The 21,065-nt window shown below is 58.8% G+C and carries 19 protein-coding genes and 1 pseudogene; 8 read left to right on the plus strand and 12 right to left on the minus strand.

The genetic code is table 11. From position 1 onward, the window contains the following. Positions 1 to 8: 8 nt before the first annotated feature. Genes NO900_RS13270 through NO900_RS13285 form a run of 4 tightly spaced genes read left to right on the plus strand, consistent with a single transcriptional unit; the run spans position 9 to position 3,575 of the window. Positions 9 to 1,544, plus strand: a complete 1,536-nt coding sequence (locus NO900_RS13270) for a sodium:solute symporter family transporter (RefSeq protein ID WP_256409698.1) — start codon at positions 9 to 11, stop codon at positions 1,542 to 1,544. After that, positions 1,541 to 1,705 (plus strand): hypothetical protein, encoded by a 165-nt coding sequence (locus NO900_RS13275; RefSeq protein WP_256409699.1) that lies wholly within the window; start codon positions 1,541 to 1,543, stop codon positions 1,703 to 1,705. The genes NO900_RS13270 and NO900_RS13275 overlap by 4 nt, the downstream gene beginning before the upstream one ends. After that, positions 1,702 to 3,024: an NRAMP family divalent metal transporter gene (locus NO900_RS13280; protein ID WP_379792282.1), complete on the plus strand. Its 1,323-nt coding sequence runs from the start codon at positions 1,702 to 1,704 to the stop codon at positions 3,022 to 3,024. The genes NO900_RS13275 and NO900_RS13280 overlap by 4 nt, the downstream gene beginning before the upstream one ends. Further along, positions 3,021 to 3,575 carry a P-loop NTPase family protein gene (locus NO900_RS13285; protein WP_256409700.1) on the plus strand — a complete coding sequence of 185 codons (555 nt, stop codon included), beginning with the start codon at positions 3,021 to 3,023 and terminating at the stop codon, positions 3,573 to 3,575. Before NO900_RS13280 ends, NO900_RS13285 begins: the two co-directional genes overlap by 4 nt. A gap of 73 nt (positions 3,576 to 3,648) precedes the next feature. Here NO900_RS13285 and NO900_RS13290 read toward each other — a convergent pair whose 3' ends face one another. Continuing rightward, positions 3,649 to 3,999, minus strand: coding sequence for a 6-carboxytetrahydropterin synthase (locus NO900_RS13290; RefSeq protein ID WP_379792284.1), 351 nt, complete (start codon positions 3,997 to 3,999; stop codon positions 3,649 to 3,651). A 410-nt stretch (positions 4,000 to 4,409) separates the two neighbouring features. Here NO900_RS13290 and NO900_RS13295 point away from each other — a divergent pair, with 410 nt between their 5' ends. From NO900_RS13295 to NO900_RS13305, 3 genes are all read left to right on the plus strand, one after another. Then, the gene (locus NO900_RS13295) at positions 4,410 to 4,592 is read left to right on the plus strand and encodes a hypothetical protein (protein WP_256409701.1); all 183 of its coding nucleotides are present in this window, start codon (positions 4,410 to 4,412) and stop codon (positions 4,590 to 4,592) included. A gap of 46 nt (positions 4,593 to 4,638) precedes the next feature. Beyond that, a complete protein-coding gene (locus NO900_RS13300) occupies positions 4,639 to 4,875 on the plus strand; it encodes a hypothetical protein (RefSeq protein WP_256409702.1) in 237 nt (78 codons plus the stop codon). 471 nt (positions 4,876 to 5,346) lie between these two features. After that, on the plus strand, positions 5,347 to 6,096 hold the full coding sequence (locus NO900_RS13305) for an HAD-IIA family hydrolase (protein ID WP_256409704.1): 750 nt from the start codon (positions 5,347 to 5,349) through the stop codon (positions 6,094 to 6,096). Between the two features lie 198 nt (positions 6,097 to 6,294). Here the strand turns inward: NO900_RS13305 and NO900_RS13310 are convergent, their stop codons facing one another. The 10 genes from NO900_RS13310 to NO900_RS13355 form a co-directional block, all read right to left on the minus strand. Continuing rightward, on the minus strand, positions 6,295 to 8,199 hold the full coding sequence (locus tag NO900_RS13310) for an ABC transporter ATP-binding protein (RefSeq protein WP_256409705.1): 1,905 nt from the start codon (positions 8,197 to 8,199) through the stop codon (positions 6,295 to 6,297). A 425-nt stretch (positions 8,200 to 8,624) separates the two neighbouring features. Further along, positions 8,625 to 9,965 (minus strand): ISH6 family transposase, encoded by a 1,341-nt coding sequence (locus tag NO900_RS13315; RefSeq protein ID WP_256409706.1) that lies wholly within the window; start codon positions 9,963 to 9,965, stop codon positions 8,625 to 8,627. Positions 9,966 to 10,458: 493 nt separating this feature from the next. Next, positions 10,459 to 11,736 (minus strand): Cdc6/Cdc18 family protein, encoded by a 1,278-nt coding sequence (locus NO900_RS13320; protein ID WP_236035664.1) that lies wholly within the window; start codon positions 11,734 to 11,736, stop codon positions 10,459 to 10,461. A 1,185-nt stretch (positions 11,737 to 12,921) separates the two neighbouring features. Continuing rightward, positions 12,922 to 15,087: a type B DNA-directed DNA polymerase gene (locus NO900_RS13325; RefSeq protein ID WP_256409707.1), complete on the minus strand. Its 2,166-nt coding sequence runs from the start codon at positions 15,085 to 15,087 to the stop codon at positions 12,922 to 12,924. A 325-nt stretch (positions 15,088 to 15,412) separates the two neighbouring features. Then, on the minus strand, positions 15,413 to 15,799 hold the full coding sequence (locus tag NO900_RS13330) for a hypothetical protein (RefSeq protein WP_256409708.1): 387 nt from the start codon (positions 15,797 to 15,799) through the stop codon (positions 15,413 to 15,415). A gap of 17 nt (positions 15,800 to 15,816) precedes the next feature. Beyond that, complete coding sequence (locus NO900_RS13335) at positions 15,817 to 16,233, minus strand: HVO_A0114 family putative DNA-binding protein (RefSeq protein ID WP_256409709.1); 417 nt, start codon at positions 16,231 to 16,233, stop codon at positions 15,817 to 15,819. 32 nt (positions 16,234 to 16,265) lie between these two features. Continuing rightward, positions 16,266 to 16,583 carry a toxin-antitoxin system TumE family protein gene (locus NO900_RS13340; RefSeq protein WP_256409710.1) on the minus strand — a complete coding sequence of 106 codons (318 nt, stop codon included), beginning with the start codon at positions 16,581 to 16,583 and terminating at the stop codon, positions 16,266 to 16,268. A 128-nt stretch (positions 16,584 to 16,711) separates the two neighbouring features. Continuing rightward, positions 16,712 to 17,359 carry a ribonuclease H-like domain-containing protein gene (locus NO900_RS13345; RefSeq protein WP_256409711.1) on the minus strand — a complete coding sequence of 216 codons (648 nt, stop codon included), beginning with the start codon at positions 17,357 to 17,359 and terminating at the stop codon, positions 16,712 to 16,714. Continuing rightward, entirely contained in the window at positions 17,356 to 17,670 is a 315-nt protein-coding gene (locus NO900_RS13350) for a DUF8156 family protein (protein ID WP_256409712.1), read from the minus strand. The genes NO900_RS13345 and NO900_RS13350 overlap by 4 nt, the downstream gene beginning before the upstream one ends. 2 nt (positions 17,671 to 17,672) lie before the next feature. Further along, complete coding sequence (locus NO900_RS13355; RefSeq protein ID WP_256409839.1) at positions 17,673 to 18,509, minus strand: P-loop NTPase family protein; 837 nt, start codon at positions 18,507 to 18,509, stop codon at positions 17,673 to 17,675. Between the two features lie 695 nt (positions 18,510 to 19,204). On the opposite strand from NO900_RS13355, the gene NO900_RS13360 reads away from it, so the two are divergent. Next, positions 19,205 to 20,482, plus strand: a complete 1,278-nt coding sequence (locus NO900_RS13360) for an RNA-guided endonuclease InsQ/TnpB family protein (protein ID WP_256409713.1) — start codon at positions 19,205 to 19,207, stop codon at positions 20,480 to 20,482. Here NO900_RS13360 and NO900_RS13365 read toward each other — a convergent pair. Continuing rightward, positions 20,481 to 20,846, minus strand: a pseudogene (locus NO900_RS13365) (hypothetical protein); the annotation flags it as partial. The gene NO900_RS13360 and the pseudogene NO900_RS13365 overlap by 2 nt on opposite strands. Positions 20,847 to 21,065: the final 219 nt, after the last annotated feature.

The raw sequence follows: 21,065 nt of genomic DNA on the forward strand, positions 1-21,065 counted from the left end.
AATCGGCGATGGTGACGACTAAGACGGTACTCGGACTCACTATCGCGACACTCGTCGTGTTCACCGCAATGGGGATCTACGCCTCCCGTGGGCGGTTTGATTCAGCCGAGTACCTCATCACTGCCCGCAACTCGGCCGGTGGAGGACAGCTGACCGCCACTCTGATCGCCTCGGTGATGGGCGTATGGATCCTGCTGTCGGCACCTGAGGCGGGGGCTTCCTTCGGTATCGCAGCAGTCGCCGGCTACGCGGTTGGGGAGGCGCTTCCTATGCTGGCGTATTCGAAGATCGGGCCTCGGGTTCGCGAAGTGATTCCCAACGGTCATTCACTCACGGAGTACACGTATGCTCGATACGGGAGTGCGATGTACACCTTCGTCCTCCTCGTGAGCGTGTTGTATATGTTCATCTTTCTCGCTGCCGAACTCACTGGGATCGCTCTAGCTCTCGCGCTCGTCGCCGACGTGCCACAGTGGTTGACAGCGGTCCTTGTCGGTGGGTTCGTCTTGGCGTACACGGGGTACGGTGGACTACGTGCGAGCATTCTCACCGACACAGTCCAGGTCGCACTCGTCCTCCCGCTGATGGTCATTGCCTTCACCGGTGCGGTCGTTGCCCTCGGCGGTACGGGTGCGGCCTACGACGGAATCCTCGCGGCCAATCCGTCGCTGCTTGACCCAATGAACCCGGACGGCGTCCGGTTCGGGGTTGCCATCGCACTCGCAATCTTCGGAGCCGAACTCATCAATCAGACGTGGTGGCAGCGTATATACGCAGGGTCCGATGCGAAGACGGTTGCGCGGGGCTTCCGAACTGCTACTGTTGCCAACGGGGTAATAGTCTTACTCGCTGCTCTGTTCGGCGTTGTCGCCGCCGGCAATGCGTCCATCGAGAACCCCTCCACAGCGTTTTTTGCTCTTCTCGGTGAGACGTTCCCGGAGTGGGCCGTGGTCGCGGTCACGCTTCTCGCACTTCTGCTCGTGATGAGTTCGGTCGACACGCTATTTAACGCGCTTTCAAGTGTTGTCACAGCAGATCTTCCGCGATTACTTGATGACCCCGACGACCGGACGCTCTCGCTCGGCGCGCGGGCGCTCACGATTGTTGTCGCCGTCGCGGCAATCTACGTCAGCCAAATGGCACAGAGCGTCTTGGCGCTCTTTTTATTTGCCGACCTCCTGGGTGCGGCTATTGCGGTCCCGTTCGTGTACGGACTTTTTTCCGACAGACTCACCGAGGGAGGCGCACTTATAAGTGGTATTGCTGGCCTCGCGATTGGGACAGCATTCTTTCCCTTTCCTCTTGGGATCGCTGAAGCGCTCCGTTCGATCCCGCTTATTGGTGCGATGTTACCGTCTCCTGACGGGCTCTATCTCACGTCGTTTGCTGGTGCCTTCGTGACCTCAACTGCGTGCACGCTAGTGTTCGCTAGACGCTCGTCACACCGGTATGATTTCGACAGGCTTGCGAGCGATATCCGACGGCTCGATGACCCTCAACCCGATGGCGGACGGGTCGACGACCAAGAGGTGAACAACCAATGACCGTAATTGGGTCGGCTGGATTCACGTTGTTACTCTGGGGCGCGGTCTTGGCCGTTTCTGTTGTGTTCCTCTATGAGGTGTATGCGATCGCCGACGAGTTCGGCTGGATCAGCGGCAAAGTAGGCCGCACAGAGAAGGGGAAACCCGGTGGTGAGTCATGAGCAACCAACGATCCGGACGTTTGTCCACCGGTGGCGGCACAGTACGTGAATACCTTGGTGAGATGGGCCCGTCGTGGGTGGCCGGTGCTATCGCCGCCGGGCCGGCGACGATGGCCAGCTTGATCGCCGCCGGTGCGAGTTTCAATTATACTCTCCTCTGGGTTGTTGTCTTGTCAGCGGCTGCGGGTGCGGTCGCACAGTTCCTCGCGATGCGGCTCGGGTTACTCACCGAACGCGGTATCGTGGGGGTCGTTGAGGCCCACCTTGGTGAGGTGTGGGCGGTTATCCTAGTCGTCGATGTTGTCGTCGTCGCGGGCGCGGCACAGTTCGTCATCATGAACACTGCCGCGTCGGTCTCGGCGTCGTTGACCGGCGTTGATCCCCGGATCTGGGGATTGATCTGGGGAGTCGTTCTTGCGGCGGGGCTTGCCGGTCGAGGCTACCGATTTATTGAACTTCTCTCTAAGGCGCTGGTGACGCTTGTCGTTCTCGCGTTTGTCGCGTCGCTGTGGGTCGTCCCCGTCGATTACGGGGCTGCTGCGACCGGCCTCGTACCATCGTTACCCACAGGCAGCGGGCTGGTCGCGGCTGGTATCCTTGGCGGCGCGGTTCACATCACGCTAATCACGATGCAGTCGTACACGATGCGAGCCCGAGACTGGACCTTCCGAGACTACAATCTCGCTACTCTCGATATTGGGATTTCGATGCTGGCGGCGTTTGGCGTCTATAGTGTCGCTGTTTTCCTTGTAGCCGCGAGTGTGCTTTCCGATCCGGAACTGACCGCGATCGGTGCTGCGGAGACGCTAGGTCCGTTGGTTGGTGACAGTGCTGGAACGCTGTTTCTACTGGGTTTGGGTGCTGCTGCTGTCTCCACACTCGGTGGTAATACTGCTGTTCCGCCATTTCTCGTCGCAGACAAGCTTGGCTGGGGAACGTCGGTTTCGGACACGCGATATCGCCTTCTGCTTGCGGGGTTCGCGCTGGGGTCTGTCGCCGGCGCGTTCATCGGTGGGGAGGTTATCAGTCAGCTTGTGCTCGTCCTTGCGTTGGGAACGCTGGGGACACCGTTTGCCATTGCGATCGTACTCTATCTGCTTAACAGCGACGCGGTGTCCGAGCCTTCTTCCACGCTCGCAAATGTTGGGGGACTTAGCCTGCTAGTCGTCTCCGGAACGCTCGCGGTGAATTTCCTTCGAGAGCAGATCGGAAGCGGCATTGACGTCCTTTCGGGGGCCGTCCTCGCATTTGCGCTCGTCCTCGGTGTTGCAACGGTCATCTTAGGCATCAATTACGTTCGGGAGGAGGTATTAGTATGACCAACACCCAAGTCCCGCTAACCGGACGGACACTGATTGTCGGGCCGTCTGGGATCGGGAAGACGAGCCTCACCGCACGGACACTCGCGAACTGGCTAGAAGACGGCCGGACACAAGAGGCGGTTGTCTTCGAGTTTGGTCCCGAGTTGGATCGAAGCGACCGCGTCGTCGGCCGCCGGTTGTGCCGGTTTGTGGAGATCCCCGACGAGGTCTGGATCGACCCTGTCGAAGCGAACGCCCCACGCTCACAGGGAAGCGAGACGTTAGACGCGCTCAAGCTAGCCCGTGAGAACGCTGAACGAGCCAACCGCCGGTTTGACAACGCACCACCTGATCCTGATGCCGTATTCGTCAATGACGTCACGATCGCATTCCAGCACGAGGTGGGAGACCTAGACGCCCTCATGCGGTACTGTAGCCAAGCCGATTGTGTCGTCATCAACGCTTACGAGGGAGACGAGTTCGGCAGCGACGACCCTGTGTCGCAGCGTGAACAGACGGTTTTACGCCGCCTCCGGAGCTGGACCGATCGAACAATTGAACTTACCTAACGCTTGCCGCTGTAGCCTCTTTCTCGGCCGTCTTGGACAAATTGGCGGGTGCGGCCGGAACGCGACATCCCAGCTAGTTGTCTCCACGTCCCGACACCGACAGGTCGGAGACTGTATCAGGAAATCCTTTAGCACTGTGCTGTTCAAGGCTGATGCTCATCATCTCCGCTGTTGGTAGGTGGTCCAACACAACGAGTACGTCACTATCGCTGGACGCCTCAAACGTGTTGACGAGTGGGCCGCCCTCCTCAACGAGGAACCGTAATCCCACGCATCGATTACGTCTGTGACATCCTTTTGTCGACGATCCACCCTCCTGGGTAAGGTTGACGGTCACTTCGACAGTAATCTCGCAGTTGTGGCCGTCCGGTCGCGAGCACTTCCCGTCGTAATGGTGGATTCGGTGGTCTGAATTTATTCGCATCGGGTTGTCGGCTCTGATTTAGAGTGTCCGTTGGCCTGCTTCGGCGATATCTATCGCTGTGAAATTATCTTTAGGTATGCATTGAAAAACATCTAGGGAATACCTACGTAACTAATAAGCCTTCGTTCACGCGTGCTTACGATGTCTAACGCTTGAAAAAAGCGTATGATTGCTGACTCGCAGGGGTGATCCAAGTGGCACTTCCCGGCCAGTGGGTGAGTCATCAATCTACCAGAGAACGCGTCGAGTGTTCGCAGCTCTGTTATCCCCAACAGTAGCAGATTCACCAACTCAGAGGATGTGAGTTGCCGGTCCACCGGACGGCACGAACGCACCTGAGCGCGGGTCCCAGCCGACACCGTCTGGTGTCGCCGGTGGGTCATTTACCTGTTGAGACCGTAGGGGACAGTATGGCGACAATCGACGCGGACAAAATGATGGTTCTCGCCGGGGTGCTGCTCAGCGCCCTCGCATTCCTGGACGTTTACTCAACGTGGAAAAAGACGCGACAGACCGTACGAAGCGAGGACGACCCCGATGCGGCGCTAGACACCGGAGAACAGGACCAAGATCCGACGATATCGGATGGGTGAACCGGCTGGGGCAAACGTCTTTACGGCTATAGTACCAACCAAACATATGGCTGACACAGACGATACAGTGGCCGATATCGCAGAGGATATCGACGCCGATGGACTAGGCACCGCAGTGATCGCGTCAATTGGCTCCGTCGCGCTTGCCCTGTACTTCTACTACGTCCGGGGAGACAAACAACGTGGACAGTTCGTCGGACTCTGGCCTACGACTATCCTCGCCGTGGCATCCTATTTCAAACTTGAGGAGATCCGGCAGAAGCTGGACGAGTTAGACGCGTAAACTGTCACTGCGGTCGGCAGCTAAATGTCCAAACCGGGAATCGCTTGAGAAAATGAGCCTTATTGTCAGTTCCGACTCGTAGTTCGCAGCTGTTACGAGCAATGTATTGGTAACTTAGTAGTGACCACCCGGCGGTTGGTCGACCCGCAAAATGCTGGACCAATTGCGTGACTTGGGATTGGTCTCTTAGCAGTCTCTTTAGCCTGATCGTTGTTACCAGCGCTTGAGCCTCCTGATGCGTCATGTTCCTGTTTTGAGCGTCGTCAACGATGGATCGAGGCGTCGAGAGGATCTTCAGGCTCTGTAGCATGGTTAGATGAGTACGATGTTCGGCCCACTACACTCGTCTCCGTGACGGGTTTGGACACGATTTGATTCGTGTCGCGAAGTTTCAAGTCCGCGGCGAACGCCGTTCTGATAGCTTCCTATATGCCTCATACGCAAGACCAACCCACCACGTGGCTTCTTGACATGGACGGAGTGCTGATCCATGAGGAGGTTGCCCTCCCAGGGGCGAAGGAGTTCGTTAGTCGCCTCCAAGAGCAAGACAAGGAGTTTCTCGTGCTCACCAACAACTCAATTTACACACGTCGCGATCTGTCTACCCGTCTTGCGGATGTGGGTCTTGACATCCCAGAAGAGCGGATATGGACCTCGGCCGTGGCCACGGCTCAATTTTTGTCAAATCAAGTCCCAGATGCGTCGGCCTACGTTATTGGTGAGGCTGGACTGAAGACAGCGCTCCATGAGGTGGGCTACACGCTGACCGATACTGACCCAGATTTCGTCGTTCTAGGAGAGAGCCGCACCTACTCGTTCCAGAATATCACACAGGCCGTCCAACTGATTGACCAAGGCGCCCGATTTGTTGCAACGAATCCGGATGCTACCGGACCCTCCCCTGAGGGTCCGATACCGGCTACCGGATCCGTTGCTTCGCTCCTTACGGAAGCCACTGGGCAGGACCCGTACTTTGTCGGTAAGCCCAATCCAGTCATGATCCGGAGTGGACTCAATCGGATTAGGGCGCACTCTGAATCGACGGCAATGGTAGGGGATCGTATGGACACCGATGTTGTGGCCGGCATTGAGGCCGGCCTGACTACGTACCTCGTACTTACTGGATCGACCGACCGCGACGAACTCACAGAGTATGCGTACCGCCCGAACGATGTCGTCGAGTCGATCGCTGAGTTGGTTGAGACGATATCCTCCGGCTGAAGCTACCGTCCGGGTCGGTGAATGGTGAACGGCCACGGTAGTGGGTTTCAGGTCACGTCGTCGGGGTCGGTAGGGCACTCGGCGCAACGGATCTTGCTCGGCCACGTGTTGTTGAGACGTCCGGTACTCGGGAGCACCCGAGACACGTCGAACCATCAATCGGCGCTGGTGCCACCGGTCGTAGGGCGAGATTGCTAGTCAGTCGTCGGCAGGAGAAGCCTCAGCCTGCCCCTGCCAGAGATTCGCATATGTTCCCTTACCTGCAACTAGTTCCTCGTGACTACCCTGCTCGACGATCCGGCCCTGATCCATGACAACGATCTCGTCTGCGTTCTGGATCGTCGACAGTCGGTGGGCAATGATGAACGCGGTCCGCTCCTCGACCAGCCGCTCAAGGCTTTCTTGAATCAGCTCCTCAGTCTCCGTATCAACATCCGATGTGGCCTCATCAAAAACGATGATTTCGGGGTCATTGAGCAGTGCCCGGGCAATAGCGAGGCGCTGCCGCTGGCCGCCCGAAAGTTTGATACCTCGCTCGCCGACTTGCGTGTCGTATCCATCCGAGAGATCCTCGATGAACTCATCAGCCGCGGCGGCCTCAGCCGCCCGCTCAACCCGAGCGCGGGCGCTCTTGTCAGGTTCTCCTGCCCACTCGGCCTCGAGTGTTTCGCGGTCGCCGTACGCGATATTCTCCGCGACAGTCCCCGAAAACAGGTATGGATTCTGTTCAACAATGGCGATGGCGTCTCGTAACGACTGCAGATCATACTCCCGGACATCAGTCCCGTCAACCCTGACTTCTCCGTCATCCACATCGTGGAACCGGGGAATGAGTTTCAGGAGTGTTGACTTTCCGGCTCCAGTCGCCCCAGCAAGGCCGATTGTTGTCCCCGCCGGCACATCAAGCGAGATATCATGAAGGACAGGTTCGCGGTCCCCGTAGGCGAACGTCACATCCTCAAACGTGACCTCCCCGTCAATCGACTCAGGAGTGTGCGGCGAGTCGGGGCTCGTAATAGTTGGCTCACGGCCGAGCAACCCGAACACGCGCTCGGCACTGGACTTCGCAAGCTGGTACTTATTTGCTGACTTCCCGACTCGGCGCATCGGCGAGTACAGCCGCCGCAACAGAAGGAAAAAGAGCGCGAACCCACCAAGGGTCAGCACCCCTGCCTCACCGGGAACGCCGGTGATGATATCAGTGCCACCGATATAGAGAACGAGGACGAACACGACGCCGGTTAACAGCCGTAGCGTCGCAAAGAATCCACGTCGGATTTGTAGCGCCGCAACCTTCTCGTCGTGGTACGCTTCGCTCTGCTCAGCGACCCGACTCTGCTCAAAGCCGTACCGGTCGAACGCCTTAATCACCGCAGCGCCACCCAGGTTGTTCTCAAGCCGCGTGTTCAGTCGAGCGACGGTCTCGCGAATCGATTTATACCGCGGCTCGATCCAGGTGAGAAACTGCCCACTAGCCAGTCCGATGACCGGGACGGGTCCGAGCGCGATAAGCGCCAACTTCGGCGAGTATGTCCACAGGATGATCGCAATCGCACCGACTGTTGCGACCACGCGGATGAGTTGTCGAAACTCCGTGTTCAGGAACTGCTCAAGCCGATTGATATCGCTGTTGAGGATCGACATCATGCCGCCGGTCTGATGATCGGCGAAAAAATCCATCGAGAGCCGCTGGAGATGGTCATACGTGTCGTTTCGCAGATCACGCTGAACCTTCTGTGCAGTCGCTTGAAGCAGATACCGGGACACAAACCGAGCGAGCGACCGGACCAGATACGCGAGCACCGCGATGAGTACGAGCTGTTCGAGCACTGCGAGGCGGGCCGCTTCGCCGGTGATCTCACCTGGCGGCAGCAAGCCCACGTCGGTCAACAGTCCCGCGTCGGCCGAGCCACGGATCGCCCGATCGATGGCCGCCGCGACGACAATCGGTGGGACCAGTCGGGCAAACCGAGTGAGAAACGCCGCAAGCACGCCGAGCGTGAGGGCCGGCCAGTAGCGTTTGGCGTAGCCGAGCAAACTCACCATCGGGTGGCCGTCAACGTTCTCCCGGACGTGTTCAAACCCGCCGTGGTCGTCTGTCACTACACTTGATAGCGTGCTTGCGCACAAGTATCCGATGACATGGACGTGTTGAACCGCTCAGCTGTATACGGAAGCATCGGCAAGCTCCGTGATTGACCGCCTCGTTGTTGCTACCGCTTACGTCACGCTCTGAGTTCACCATGTCCACCTGGGTGATCTACTCACCAATGCTGCGGGAACAATACCCAAGATGATCGAGTGTGGGGTCAGCGACCTCGACATCAAGACGCTTGAAATAGCGACCGTCGTTGAAATCGACGTGAGCAGGCGGAGTTACGGAGAATGATAGGGGCATAATCAGACAAGAGATCGCTGGCGTGTTCGTCGAGGACTCCAGCCGTAATCCGGTGGTATATGAAGTCGTTCGGGACCGCGTTGACGCCGAGGATGGAGATAACAATTTTTTGGTCGCGTCGCAAAGCGGTCTAGAGTTTGCCTCTGGTGCTCTCAGTTGAGAGGTCACAGCTCATTGCTGTTTTGGTCGATCGCTGGAGCAGTTCGTCGAGGAACGACTGGTAGTACTCTGGGTCAGCGTACTTCACCAGCCGAAGCTGGAGTATCGCCTCTAATCCCTCCGTTGTCCAGCGCATCCACTGGTTCTTGCACCGCTTGCTGACTTCGCCCATCAGCCGTTCGACGGGGTTCGAGGTCCACGGCACCTCGAACCCCTCGACAGCCTGCTCAGCAAACGTCACAATTGACGGCAGCCACCGCCGAAGATACCCCGCAGCCTTCTCTGACCCGTACTGATCCAACTGCCAGGCTGTCTTCTCGATACGCTCGGTCGTTCGCGCGATCCGCTCACGGATCGCCGCGAACTCCTCGTTTGGACGGTGCTTGGCGACCGAATTCTTCAGATGGAACATCTCGTCGATCACCTCCGAGACGATCTCGTTCCGCCGATCCAAGGAGAACACGCCGTCGTCCCAGAGGTTGTAGTCTAGCGTTCGGCCGACGTGGACGAGATCGAGCTGGTGATCGCGGTTCTCGTCAGTAAAGGCTGTGACGATGCCGTCATCCGCGTCACTGACGACCGTCGCGTCGTCAGTGACTGTGTCGATGTCATCGAGGTCAGCTGCTGTCTCGTCCCAATCAGCGTTCACCGAAAGATCCAGCAGGGATCGTGACTCCTCGGCAGTATCTTCGCCGAGCGTGGCCTGGACGGAGTGGTACGCGCGGTCATCGTCTCGGCTGTGACACTTCGTGCCGTCAGGAATGACGGCGTCGGCGTCTGTGTCAGCGACACAGTCTGGAAGGAACTGCTTGAGCTTGCTGCCGTATTCTCTGGCGCGGCGGTTAATCGTGGTCGGCGACGGCATCCTCTCGAAGATGCCGTCGCCGTGGTCAGCAGCGTCACGATAGCTGAGCGAGGTAGCGAGTTCGACGCTTTTGGCGGCGATGTCCTGCTGATAGCGGTTTTGCCCGTCGAAGTCGAGAACGTCTTCGACGGGCCGGAAATAGCTGGATTCGTCGTGGTCAGCAGCGGTATCTTCGACGTAGTGAAGGTCGAATTCGTGTTCACCGGCGGTTGTGACGGCTGTGCGGGTGTCAGTACCGGCGCGTCGGAATCGCTGATCACCATTGCCGTGAGCGTGTTTCTCACCACAGAGCGCCTCGACGCGAGCCGCGTCGAGGCTCTCGACCATCGATTCGAGCAGCACAGACTCGACGTTCTGCTCGGTAACGAACTCGGCAAGAGTGGCGAGCGGTACCGTTTTGTCCTCGTCGATGCTAATCGTGAACCGCACGTCGATTGTGGCGTGCATGGGTTGCCTCGTGGCTTGGACACCAGAGGCGACCCCTTCCTCAGAGGAGTCAGTTGCTACTGAACTCTAGAGGACTTTGCGACACGACCAAAAGTTCGTTCCCAGTATAAAGGCCCCGTCAGTCCCGACGAGTAGACGATAGTGAACCGTAGCTGGGTGTTTGTTCAGCGCAATTAGTAGCAGAGGACACACCCCAGAGTGTGAATGGATTCAACCCACCCCACACCCCTCAGTGTGAATGGGCCCGGTCAGTCCAAACAGGTAACACTCGGAGAGAAGATACCCACCCCACGTTTCCGTCGTAACTGGAGGTCGGTGGAGGGAACGCAGCCACGATCGAGGGGATCACACCCCCCACGTTTCCGTCGTTTCGTCACCCGGCAAAAGTCGAGTATTGGGAGTAGAAGACGATCTCGGATCACCCACCCCACGTTTCCGACGTATCGAGAGATACACTCGTGATCAGGGGTGTGGTCAGCGGCCGAAACGGGAGTTAGGCCAAGTCTTCCAACCGGCTGTCCCGGAGGACAGATTTCAACACGATACCGGTGTCCTGGACCAGCCGATGCTCGAGATAACTTCCTTCACCCCGGCCACCACCGGTCCGAGTTGATTCAACAACACCGAGGAACGCCTGCTCTTTCAACAGCTCATAGACGCGGTGCTCGCTGAGAGTCTTCGCATCGGCCTTCTCTGTCGTCGCTTGATACCGTTCGTAAATCCGGTTGGTAGAGAATCCATCCTCGTTCGGATTCTCTTCGGTGAGCAGCGCGAGCGAATAGAGGATGAATTTGACCTGGGTCGTCGACCCGCGTAGCAGCTCCTCGAACCGATCGATTTCAGCCCACTCCTGAGCATCACGAACGTGTTCCTCAACGACTGTGTCGACGTTTTCTCGTTCGGCTAGTTCGCCGGCGTGACGAAGAATTTCAATGGCCTTTCTGGCGTCACCGTGTTCTTGAGCGGCTAGTGCCGCCGTCAGCGGGATCACATCATCCGAGAGAACGCCATCATGGAACGCGTCCCGTCGGTGCTTCATAATCTCGCGCAGTTGATTCGCGTCGTAGGGTTGGAAGACGAACTCCTCCTCGCGAAGACTCGACTTGACGCGTTCGTTCAGCTGGTCGCGATACTCGATCTTGTTGCTGACGGCGATGACGCCCAGGTGGCAATCCGCTTTCCCCGATTCGCGAGCCCGCGAGAGCTGCATAAGAATATCATCGTCATCAAGTCGGTCCACCTCGTCGAGAATGATGATGACTGACTCGTAGGCAGTATCCAGAATCTCCCAGAGATAGTCGTAGTATTCACCGCTGCCAATCCCTGCGCGTGGAATATCGAGGTCAGTCTCGTCCGTCTCGTTGAGTGAACGAGTTACCGTCCTCGCGACGCGTGTCTGTGTGTTGTGCTGCGCGCAGTCGACGTAGACCGTGCCCACGGACACACCGTTCGACTCCGCGGCTCGGCGGGCTCGTTCTGTGACGTGGCGAGCAACTAGTGACTTCCCGGTTCCCGTTTTGCCGTAAATAATCACGTTGTTGGGCGGATCGCCACGAACGATTGGCCTGAGTTCAGCAGCCACGGCCTTGATCTCGCCATCTCGGCCAACGATACGTCCGCTTTCAGGGACGTGGCCAACCTTCAGCAGCTCCTTGCGAGCGAAAATGTTGGCTCGGTCGGGGTCGTCTTCATCAAAGTCAAAGAGGGGATCGTCAGCGGGATCCTCATATCGGCCGTCGAAGTCAGAGAGTTGGGACGGTTCCTCAGCCATCAATATCAGATATCGCGGATGGGACCTACTTAATGATTTGGCTACCCCGACCAGAGTGTAAATCGGGCTATGGTCGTCTTCTGATGTTTTGTCGCTGGCGTATCATCCTCACAAAGGGTCGAGTCGGTCCCGAGTGAAATCGGATTCGGAGCAAGCGTTACCGACGCAGATCGGCACCCCCAATCCAGAGTGAAAACGCCAGACTGGAGCGGGTTTGACACACCCCTGGTCAAGAGTGAATAGCCCTCCATCCGGGAGCAGCGTACTTGGTTGAGACGACACCCCCCGTCCAGAGTGTATCTCCCGAACCGGGTAATCAATCATTTCTATGAGAGAACACAACGGCGCTTGGCGTCTGACGCACGGCAGACACCCCTCGTCCAGAGTGAAAGCGCCGGTGTGACGAGCTGGAGTGGAGTGTGAACCTCGAGTGATGGTGACGAGCGTTTATCGGCACCCCCAGTCAAGAGTGAAGATGCAGGTCAGATCTCCAGCCGAAGCAAAGCAGGGTACAATCGGAACTGTCGGGATCGAGTATCTTGATTCCGATTGATGAGGGAGATCGGGAGATACCAATCTCGATTTCGGCTTCGATGCCGGTTCGCTGGTTGGCGAATAGTCAGAATAACGATTGTTCCTTCAACGTCTCATAATACGCGGACGATGGAATCGAACCCCCACACCCCTCGTCCAGAGTGAAACGCTACGAGAGTCCCTCGGTCGACCCGGCGGAAACCACACGACGAGTCGGTTGGGAAGTACCGAAATCACAAGACGTGAGACGCGTATCCCTTGAACAGCAGTCGGCACACAGTCGAAGCTCCTCTAAATATATCAGTTTACATAGTATTACCTAGAGGTTTTATTACTACCTACCTCCTACCACTCTCCAAGCGCATTTAGCACGAGGAAGAGGACGAAGGCGGCATTCGTCCGGGTGGTTTCGAACCGCTGCTCGTATTTGCTGTTCCATTTCTTCCGTGTTCTCCCGTCTGGGGCAGTCTTTCCGTGATTCTTGCTGATCTCCTCCCACGAGAACCCTCGTTTCCCGTGGCCCTCACCGCACTCTCCTGATTGGTTTTCACTCTGGACGAGGGGTGTGTGGGCGAGGTATCCTCTCCAGCTCCCTTCCGTGTCTCCACTCAGTATTAACCAACAACTCTCCCGATACCTCGATAGTGTTGGTTAACCTCTCTCAATCTCGGTGAAGGCGGCCAGATCCGTTTCCCGAGTTTCCGCGATCTCGCGTTGAATCTCCGTCCGATCCCAGCCAAGCGGTGCCAGCACACTCTCGACCGCTCTGACGAGTTGCGTCTCGTAGTACGACGCATCGTACGACTCTACCTCTTCGTGGGCCAACGCGACCCGCTCTCGCGAACTCTTCTCGTCGTTGACGACCACGTACTCGATGTCCTGTCCCGGGTGGATAGCGAGGTCCTGGTCCCGAGCCCGCTTCAGCGCCGCCACGTTCTGCGTGTTCTGCGTGTATCCTTCCAGCGGCTTGGAGACACGATTCCGTTCGACGAGCTGCTCGACCGGCACCGTCCCAGCGTGGAGGCGCTTGATTGCGTCCTGGAGACAGTCGAGTACGGTGTCCTGAGATTGAGTCGCATCGAGACGGTCGAGACAGTCCCGCTGGACATCCTCGATGAACGGCGGGGTCGAGCGCTGCCGGGCTTCGATGCCCCTGATCTTGAACTCGTCGTCGCCGGCGACCTTCCCGAAGTACTTCGTCAACGCGCCGGCGTCGCTCTCGCGCTGCGGCACGAACGCCACCCAGTCGTAGTGGGCTTCGTGTTCGAGCCGGATCTCGACCTCTTCCGTGATTGCCGTCGCGAGCGTCCCGAGGTCCTCGCGGTCATCGTCGTCGACGTCGGGGTCCGGCGTCACCCAGATGGAGTCAACGATGCCGTGGACGACGCGCCAGCCGCCAGCTTCCAGTCGCTGTTTCGCCGTCAACAGAATCTCGCGAGCGAACGCGTTGATTGCCTCGTGGCACTCGATGCGCCCGAACTTCGCGTTGCTGAACCCTTGATAGCCGAAGCAGGCGACGAGGATCCACTTCAGCGCTCCCGACCGTCCCTCGAGTTCCGCCAGCCGGTCCTCGTCGGGGTCGTCCAGATCCTTCTCGTGACGGATGGCCGCCTTGATCTCGTCGCGCGCGTCGATGATCGGCTGTAGCACGTCGACGAGGTAGCCCCGGTCGTCGCAGATCGAGTACCCGAGGCCGGGGACATCCTCCCGGTCGCTGTGGCAGTCACACCGGATGACATCCGGTGAGACGTTCCGGGTACAGATGATGTTCGGGTACAACGAGGAGAAGTCGAGTTCGTGAACGTTCTCGTGGAGGCCGACCTCGGGCGCGAAGATGAACCCGCCGCGGTCGGCGTCGTGGAGCGTCCCCATCGGCTTGTAGAACTCGTGGCGCCAGGAGTTCCACGGAACGAGGACACCGCGGTCGTGGGCTTCACAGATCTGGATCGCCGTGAGAACGTTCCCAATCGATGCCCACGCGAGCTCCTGGACGGGCTTGTTCGAGCGCGACACGAGGTCGAGGACGCCGTCGAGGTTCGTCTCTCCGTAGAAGAACGTGTTCGACTCGTCGATGATCGCCCGGCCGGGGACGTTGTACCGCGCCGGCGAGTGGCCGACGCGGCCGTAGCTCGAGTACGTCGACCGGCTCGCGAGCTGCTGATAATCGATGTCCGGCCACCGACTCAGCGAGAAGTCGTCGATGCCGGCGTCCGTCGCCATCTCGTACAGGGTCGGGACGATTTCGCTCGTCGAGCAGACCAGGACGTCCGGATCGTGTGCGTCGAGCGCCCCTTGGACGGCGGTCAGGAGATCCGTCGGCGAGCCGGTGACGGTGTCGCCGGCGACGGACAGTTCCTCGTAGACGTCGTTGCTCGTTTCGGTCACCGGAACACTGAGCCGGAGCGTCGACAGCTCGTCCGCCGGCGTCGGATCGGCGCCGGTCTCCAGGCAGTACCGGAACTCTCGCGAGAAGTCGACGTTGAAACAGGCGAGATCCCCGACTGGGTAGGCCGACAGCTGGCGCGCTTGCCGGGCGAGTTGAGTGACGCGATCGATGTGGGCAACGTCGACTGCGAGAACGGCCTCCTCGTCGCGTCGAAAGCCGGGGCGTCGCGCAACCAGTTCGGTCGCGACGACATCCGGGTGCTGGTCGTACACCGATTGGAGCGTCGTGAGGTCGATGTCGGACGCTGGGTCGCGAGCGGCGACGTAGAAGCGTGGGGTATAGTCATGGCGCTCGGTCGCGACGGCGCCGTCGGCGGTTGCCTCCCACTCGAGGATGCGGCCGTCGGCAAGGAAGTCGATGGTGAACGACATTTGTTATTCACCAATCCACTGGGCATCCGAATCCGATAAGCGACGGCGTGTCACTTCCGGGCTTCAGCAAACGGGCTCGAAAAGCGTCCTCAACGCCATATTCTAGCTTGTTGTCCGTCGTCGTCCGCTTCCGGAACGATTTCCGGAATCCGTTGGTCGACGTTAACCAACATATCCAGAGATACGCACCGAATGTTGGTTAAGACATAGCTACGCAACAGCTGCCGCGGATATGCTGTGAAAGCCGATTTTTTGACGAACCCCTTCGCTTCACTCTTGGCGACACACCCGCCACAATTGGACCACATACCGCTAGTCCCTGTCGTTAGACGCTATCAGATGATTCAGACGAACTCGAGGCGTTCCATTCGGCGACCCCGCCGTCGTAGAAGGAATCATCGCTTGGGAGATCATCCTTGAGTTCGGGTATGGCGGATGTCTGGTCAATCGATTCTCGGAGGAGTTTCAGGCGCATCGCTTCCTCACGACCGAGAATCGTTTTGACGGTATCGTAGTCGGTACGGCCGTCGTAGTAGGCATTGCTCAATCGCCGACGGAACGTTTCCTCGTTTGCGAGCTCGTCGAGTTTGTTTTCTAGAGCGTCGATGAGAAGCCGGGTTCGTGGGATATCGAGAACCTCAGCGACGGTATCGATGCGTTCGACGAGAGACTTCGGGGCGTCGAACTCGACCCGGGTTTTCTCTTCGGACATTGCTCTGCGTGCTGGGGCTACGCGCTCACCGATGCTCCATCCCCATCGATATCATTGACGAGCGGGTAGTCGATGTGCATCTCGATCCGGTCGAACGGGACGATGGGTTGCATTGCCCCGCCGGGGCCGCCTTCTTTCAGTTCAAGAACACCCAGCGTTTCCAAGTGCTTCAGATCCGAATGGACGTCGGACACATCACGGTCGACGAGGCGTGCGGCCTCCCGCATACTTTCGGGTGCGTGTTCGGCGATCGCCTGAATGAGTTCGAGACGGAGCGGGGTGAGGCTGTCGACGAGGTCGTCGTAGGTTCCGAACTGTAGTGTCGCCGCCCCGTCTTGGTCGTCGAGCGTGTCCGTCTCGGCGGCCTGGACGAACTGGAGTGCGTCCTCACGGACCTGTTCTCGGTCGCCAACGGTGATGTGGAGCGTGGTCATTTTTGAGTGTCGTGGTGGCGGGTGGTGTACGGTCAGTACGGCCGCGGCGGATCGCCGCCGACGGCCTCCCAGTACTCGTCTGCGCTCGCCCAGAAATCGACGAGTAGTTCCTCCATCCCGGGGAACGTGACGTCGTCGACGTCGCCGGCGGCGGTGTGGTGTTCGTGCCCCTTCGTATCTTCGTGGGCGTTATCGAACCGGACGAGCGTGAGGTCTTCGAGGGTGCCCAGATGGAGCGTGTACTTCCAGCCCGACGGGTAGGTCTCGGTCGCCTCAGTCGGCCGGAGTACGACGTTCTCGACGAGACCAGCTTCGACGTGTGTGTACTGGAAGACCGGCTCTTGGGCCATCCCTTACGTGTTGGGAAGACACCCAACACCATAAGACCAGCGGAGGTTCGTCGATACGTTACCGATCAACGGAACGGCGACTACCTGTGCTTCCGGTACAGAACTTTGGCCCCGAAAGAGTACTCCGCTCACGCCACTGGATCGAGTGATTTCATCGAGAAGTCAGATTTCGAGCAGTATCGCTCTGCTAGCCGCATCAAGGCTCGTGTCCGCCGGATATCCGCAACGTTGTGGCGTACGAGCGACTCAAAGTCCTCTTTTTCCCACGCGTGAACCGCTTCCTCGCTGTCTACGAACGGATCGAGTTCGGTTAATCCACTCCCGATGAGTTCCTCGTAGACGGCGGTCAAGGTGTCTCCCGACGTGTTGAACCGTGTCTCGAAAACGTCCATCGCGTCGATATACGGCAGTTCTGTGAACGGCCAGTCGATATCGTGGTAACAGAGCCGCGTACGGAGGAACGGGAGGTCGAACCCTCCGTTCCATCGTTCGCCATTGTACGCGACCAGCTTCACGTCCTGGTGAGTGAGTGTCGATTCGACGAACGCATCCATCTCGCTTAGCAAGGTTCGTTCAGTCTGCTGGACCGATATCGAGACTGAGCTCGCCAATTCTTCGTTGACCCGTGCTTCGAGATTTGACGGCGGTGCTCGCCCGTCCGTATTGAGGAAGATCCGGGAGCCAACGTCCGTGTCGAACCCGATGACAGTCAGCTGGTCGTCGACGTCAAAGCCAGTTGTCTCGATATCGAACGCAACCGTGTCGAGTCCCGTCATTCCGTGGCTCCATCCTGGTGATGCTCCCGCTCGTGGCTCGCTTCCCGTTGTTTGAGTGCCCGTTCGAGCTCCTGGAGGCGCTCTTCGTGGTCGTCGAGTCGAGCCTCCTGTTCGAGATCGATGCTGAGCAGCGCCGGCAGCAGCGGGTTCTGATGGTTCAACAGCCCGCTGGCGTCGGCGTGCTCGCGGGCGTATTCGAACAGCCGATCGAATCGCGGCTGGTCGCGACGCCGCAGTGCCCGGCGGAACTCTGACCAACGCTCTTCGATGGCCCGAAGCGCATCCCGGTAGGTTGGGTTCGTCCGCCCCATCGCTATCGGCCTCCGGTCCCGGTCGCCGTCCACGCATCGAGCAAGGGATCCGTGGTGGCCGCCACCGCCTCACCGTCAACGGTGACGCCTGTCCCGACACCCGCTGGGGTCGGCGACGACGGCGCCGGCGTCGCCGGTTCCACGCCGACCTGCGTGGCACGGGCCGCGAGCAGCTGCCGCCAGTACGCGAACGTCGTCTGGTAGTACGCGCCCTCGTCGACGGGATAAACGAGCGTCTCGAAGTCCTCGCCGACGACCCGTGGCCCCATCCGAGTTTGCTCGCACTCGAGGTGGTGGTCAGCGGCCGTCGCGACTGGCTCGGTGAACTCGTTTCGTTCGTTTCGCGTAACGAGCACCGGGATGTCGTACCCCTCGGCGTAGGTCGCCAACCGGGCGAGAGTTCGGGCCTGGAGGGTTTTCGCGTGGGTCTCGCCGAGGGTATCGTCGGCGCGGTACTGGGCGTCGACGGCCGGCGCGACGATGAGGGCGGGCGTGTGGGGCGACACTGTATCTGCTCTCTCTCTCGTGTGGAGACGCTCTGGTGGTGAGTCGACCGAGGCCTGAATCAGCGCATCAACCGCGTCGGGGAGGTCGGACACGGCTGCGTAGTGCTGGGCCGCTGTAAACCCCCGCGCAATGTGAATCCGATCCAGGAGCCGCCGGCTGGGGGCAAGCTGCGCCAGCGATGTCGTCGTTGCGTGGCCATTGGCGTCGATCCAGAGGGCAGGGCCCTCGTGCAAGAGTAGGTGGTCGAGCACCATTGACTGCAGGATAGGTACCCCTCGATCGCCGTCGATGTCCAGTAGTGTGATCCCATCTTCGAGCGAGGGCAGCAGCATCTTGTCAGTTGCGGGGTCGGCCCAGTTCGCTAGCTTCTCGTTTCGGTCTGTCCCCCACGTCGGCTGCTCGACAGCCAGTGAGTTCGAATCCAGAACCGGTGGCATACTCGATTCAACGGTGCCTACCCCCAAATGCCGTGCAGGGTAGTTTCCGGAGTTCTGGGGACGCGAGATTCGGTCGACTTTCGCCCGAAGGCCCGAAGCTGACACCTTGCGATTCGCGTTTCCGGGAAGATTCCGGAATACTCGTCCACCAAAGATTAACCAACAAATGCGGGCACTGCTCGTTCTGTTGTTAAGAAACCGATCTAGTTGTCCCTCGGGGCCTGAATTTTGGCGGAAATGCGATTTCTGCCCTTCAGTTAGATGTCAGCCGACATCACAACCCTGTATTCACGGCCCCGGCTGGCACCCCTTGCTTCAACAAAATTGCACTGGGCCATCTTCGACAGAGTCGCGGACGGTCCGTTGCGTTCGGGAATCGTCCACTTCCTCAGTACACTTCTGGTGAATCTCGGCGAGACTCAGGGTCTCCGGTGGTTAGGAGTGTCGTACACCACTCACTGGTGTGGCGAAAGTGCGTCAAGGCTCTTCTGCCAAATCTCGGTTCTGTGATGCACCTTCTGATACTGGTATTGCTGACCCTCTCCCTATATTAAAAAATATTAACAAGGAGAAGTACCACTGTGACGTATATGGCGTGGGAGGTGACTCGAACAGTCCGGGTGCGACTCGACGTACCTGACGACCGCACGAATGACCTCCACGCCACTAACAGCAAATTCCAGTACTGTGCCAATCGCACGGCAGAGTGGGCGTGGCGCTACCCCGAGGACGACTGTGTGACCAGCAAGAGTGAAGCCGAAGCCGCCATCTACGACGATCTACGGGAAGAAACCGACTATCTGCACGCAAACCTCGTCCAGAAAGCGATCAAACGCGCCACCGACGATATTGGCAACTGTGTAGACAGGCTCACTGAGGGTGAAAACACCAGCAGGCCGGAATACGATACGTTCAGTATCGTCTACGACAAGCGAGCCGCCACCTACTACCGCGACAAGGTGAGTCTCGCTACTGTCAACGGGAGAGTCGAATGCGAGTACGAGCTGCCCTACGACGTTGAAGCGACGCCCCACGGCGAGTATCTGCTGAACGACGACTACTCGTTCAGTACAAGTACCGTTCACTACGATAGTGAAGCCGACGAGTTCTACCTGCACGCGGCAATGAAACGAGAAATCGATGCGAGCAGTCCTGAGAAAGCTGAGCATTCGAAAGTGCTTGGCGTGGACTGTAACGTTGACGACCACATTGCCGTGACCTCAACAGGTCAGTTCGTCGGCAATGCAGACTATCTCAACCACAAGCGCCGCGAGTTCGAAAAGCGGCGTGCCAACCTGCAACAGACGGGGACGCGAAGCGCCCACCTGACCTTCCAGCAGATCGGTGACAGATTCGGACGCTGGAGTGAAGATTATCTGCATCGGTGCTCGAACGAACTTGTCGAAGAAGCCCGCCACCACGGCTGTACACATATCGCGTTCGAGGACTTGGAGCAAATCCGTGACCGGATCAGCGACGGCAAGAAGTTCCAGCAGTGGGCATTTCGCGAGTTACAGCGACAGGTTGCCTACAAAGCCGAGGAAGATGGCATTATCGTGGACACGGTGGAACCACAGTACACGAGCCAGCAATGCTCGACGTGTGGCTGTACCTTAGAGGAAAACCGCGACGGGCAACACTTCGAGTGTTTGGACTGTTCGTACACGGTAAACGCTGACTACAACGCGGCGAAGAACGTGGCGCGGAAACTCGTACTTAAACTCCAGCGAGGGCAGAAGTCTCCCGCTGGAGGGGCGTTCTGTCAGTACGCCCTGAAGTCGGGGATTATGACCGTGAACGCGACTGACGTGGCGTCCGACACGCCTGTGTCGGCAGAACGAGAGTCCACCGACAAGCCAACGGCTTAGCCGTTGGTAGCTGACAGACGGCGCCGTAGTGCTGGTAGACGGTAAATCCGCGTGCGACGTGGATTCGGTTGAGCAACCGTTGGCTGGGGGCGATCTGGGCGAGTGTCGTCGTCGTCGTGTGGCCGGTTGCGTCGACCCAGAAGGCGGGTCCTTCGTGCAGGAGGAGATGGTCGAGCACGAGCGACTGCAGGATCGGGACGCCGCGGCCTCCCTCGACGTCGAGCAACGTGATACCATCGTCGAGTGACGGCAGCAGCATCGCTTCTGTGGCTGGGTCGGCTTGCTCTGCCAAGCCCAGATTGCGGTCTGCGCCCCGTGTCGGCTTGTCGGCCGCCATTCGGTTCGATGGTGGGTGATCGCCCATACTCGATAACTCGTCACGCCCTCAATAAGCGACGGCGCGGCGCTTCCGGACTTCCAGAAAGGGGGGAGATAGAAGCAGAGCCTGGCTCAGTACCTGTCTTTTCTGAACCAATCGACCGTTTCCGAGATCGTTTCCTGAACCGCTATCGGTTCGTGTGACCCCATTTAACCAACATACCGTACTCTATCGGGTCCGATGTTGGTTAAGATCTGAATCACT

Source organism: Halorubrum rutilum, assembly GCF_024494565.1.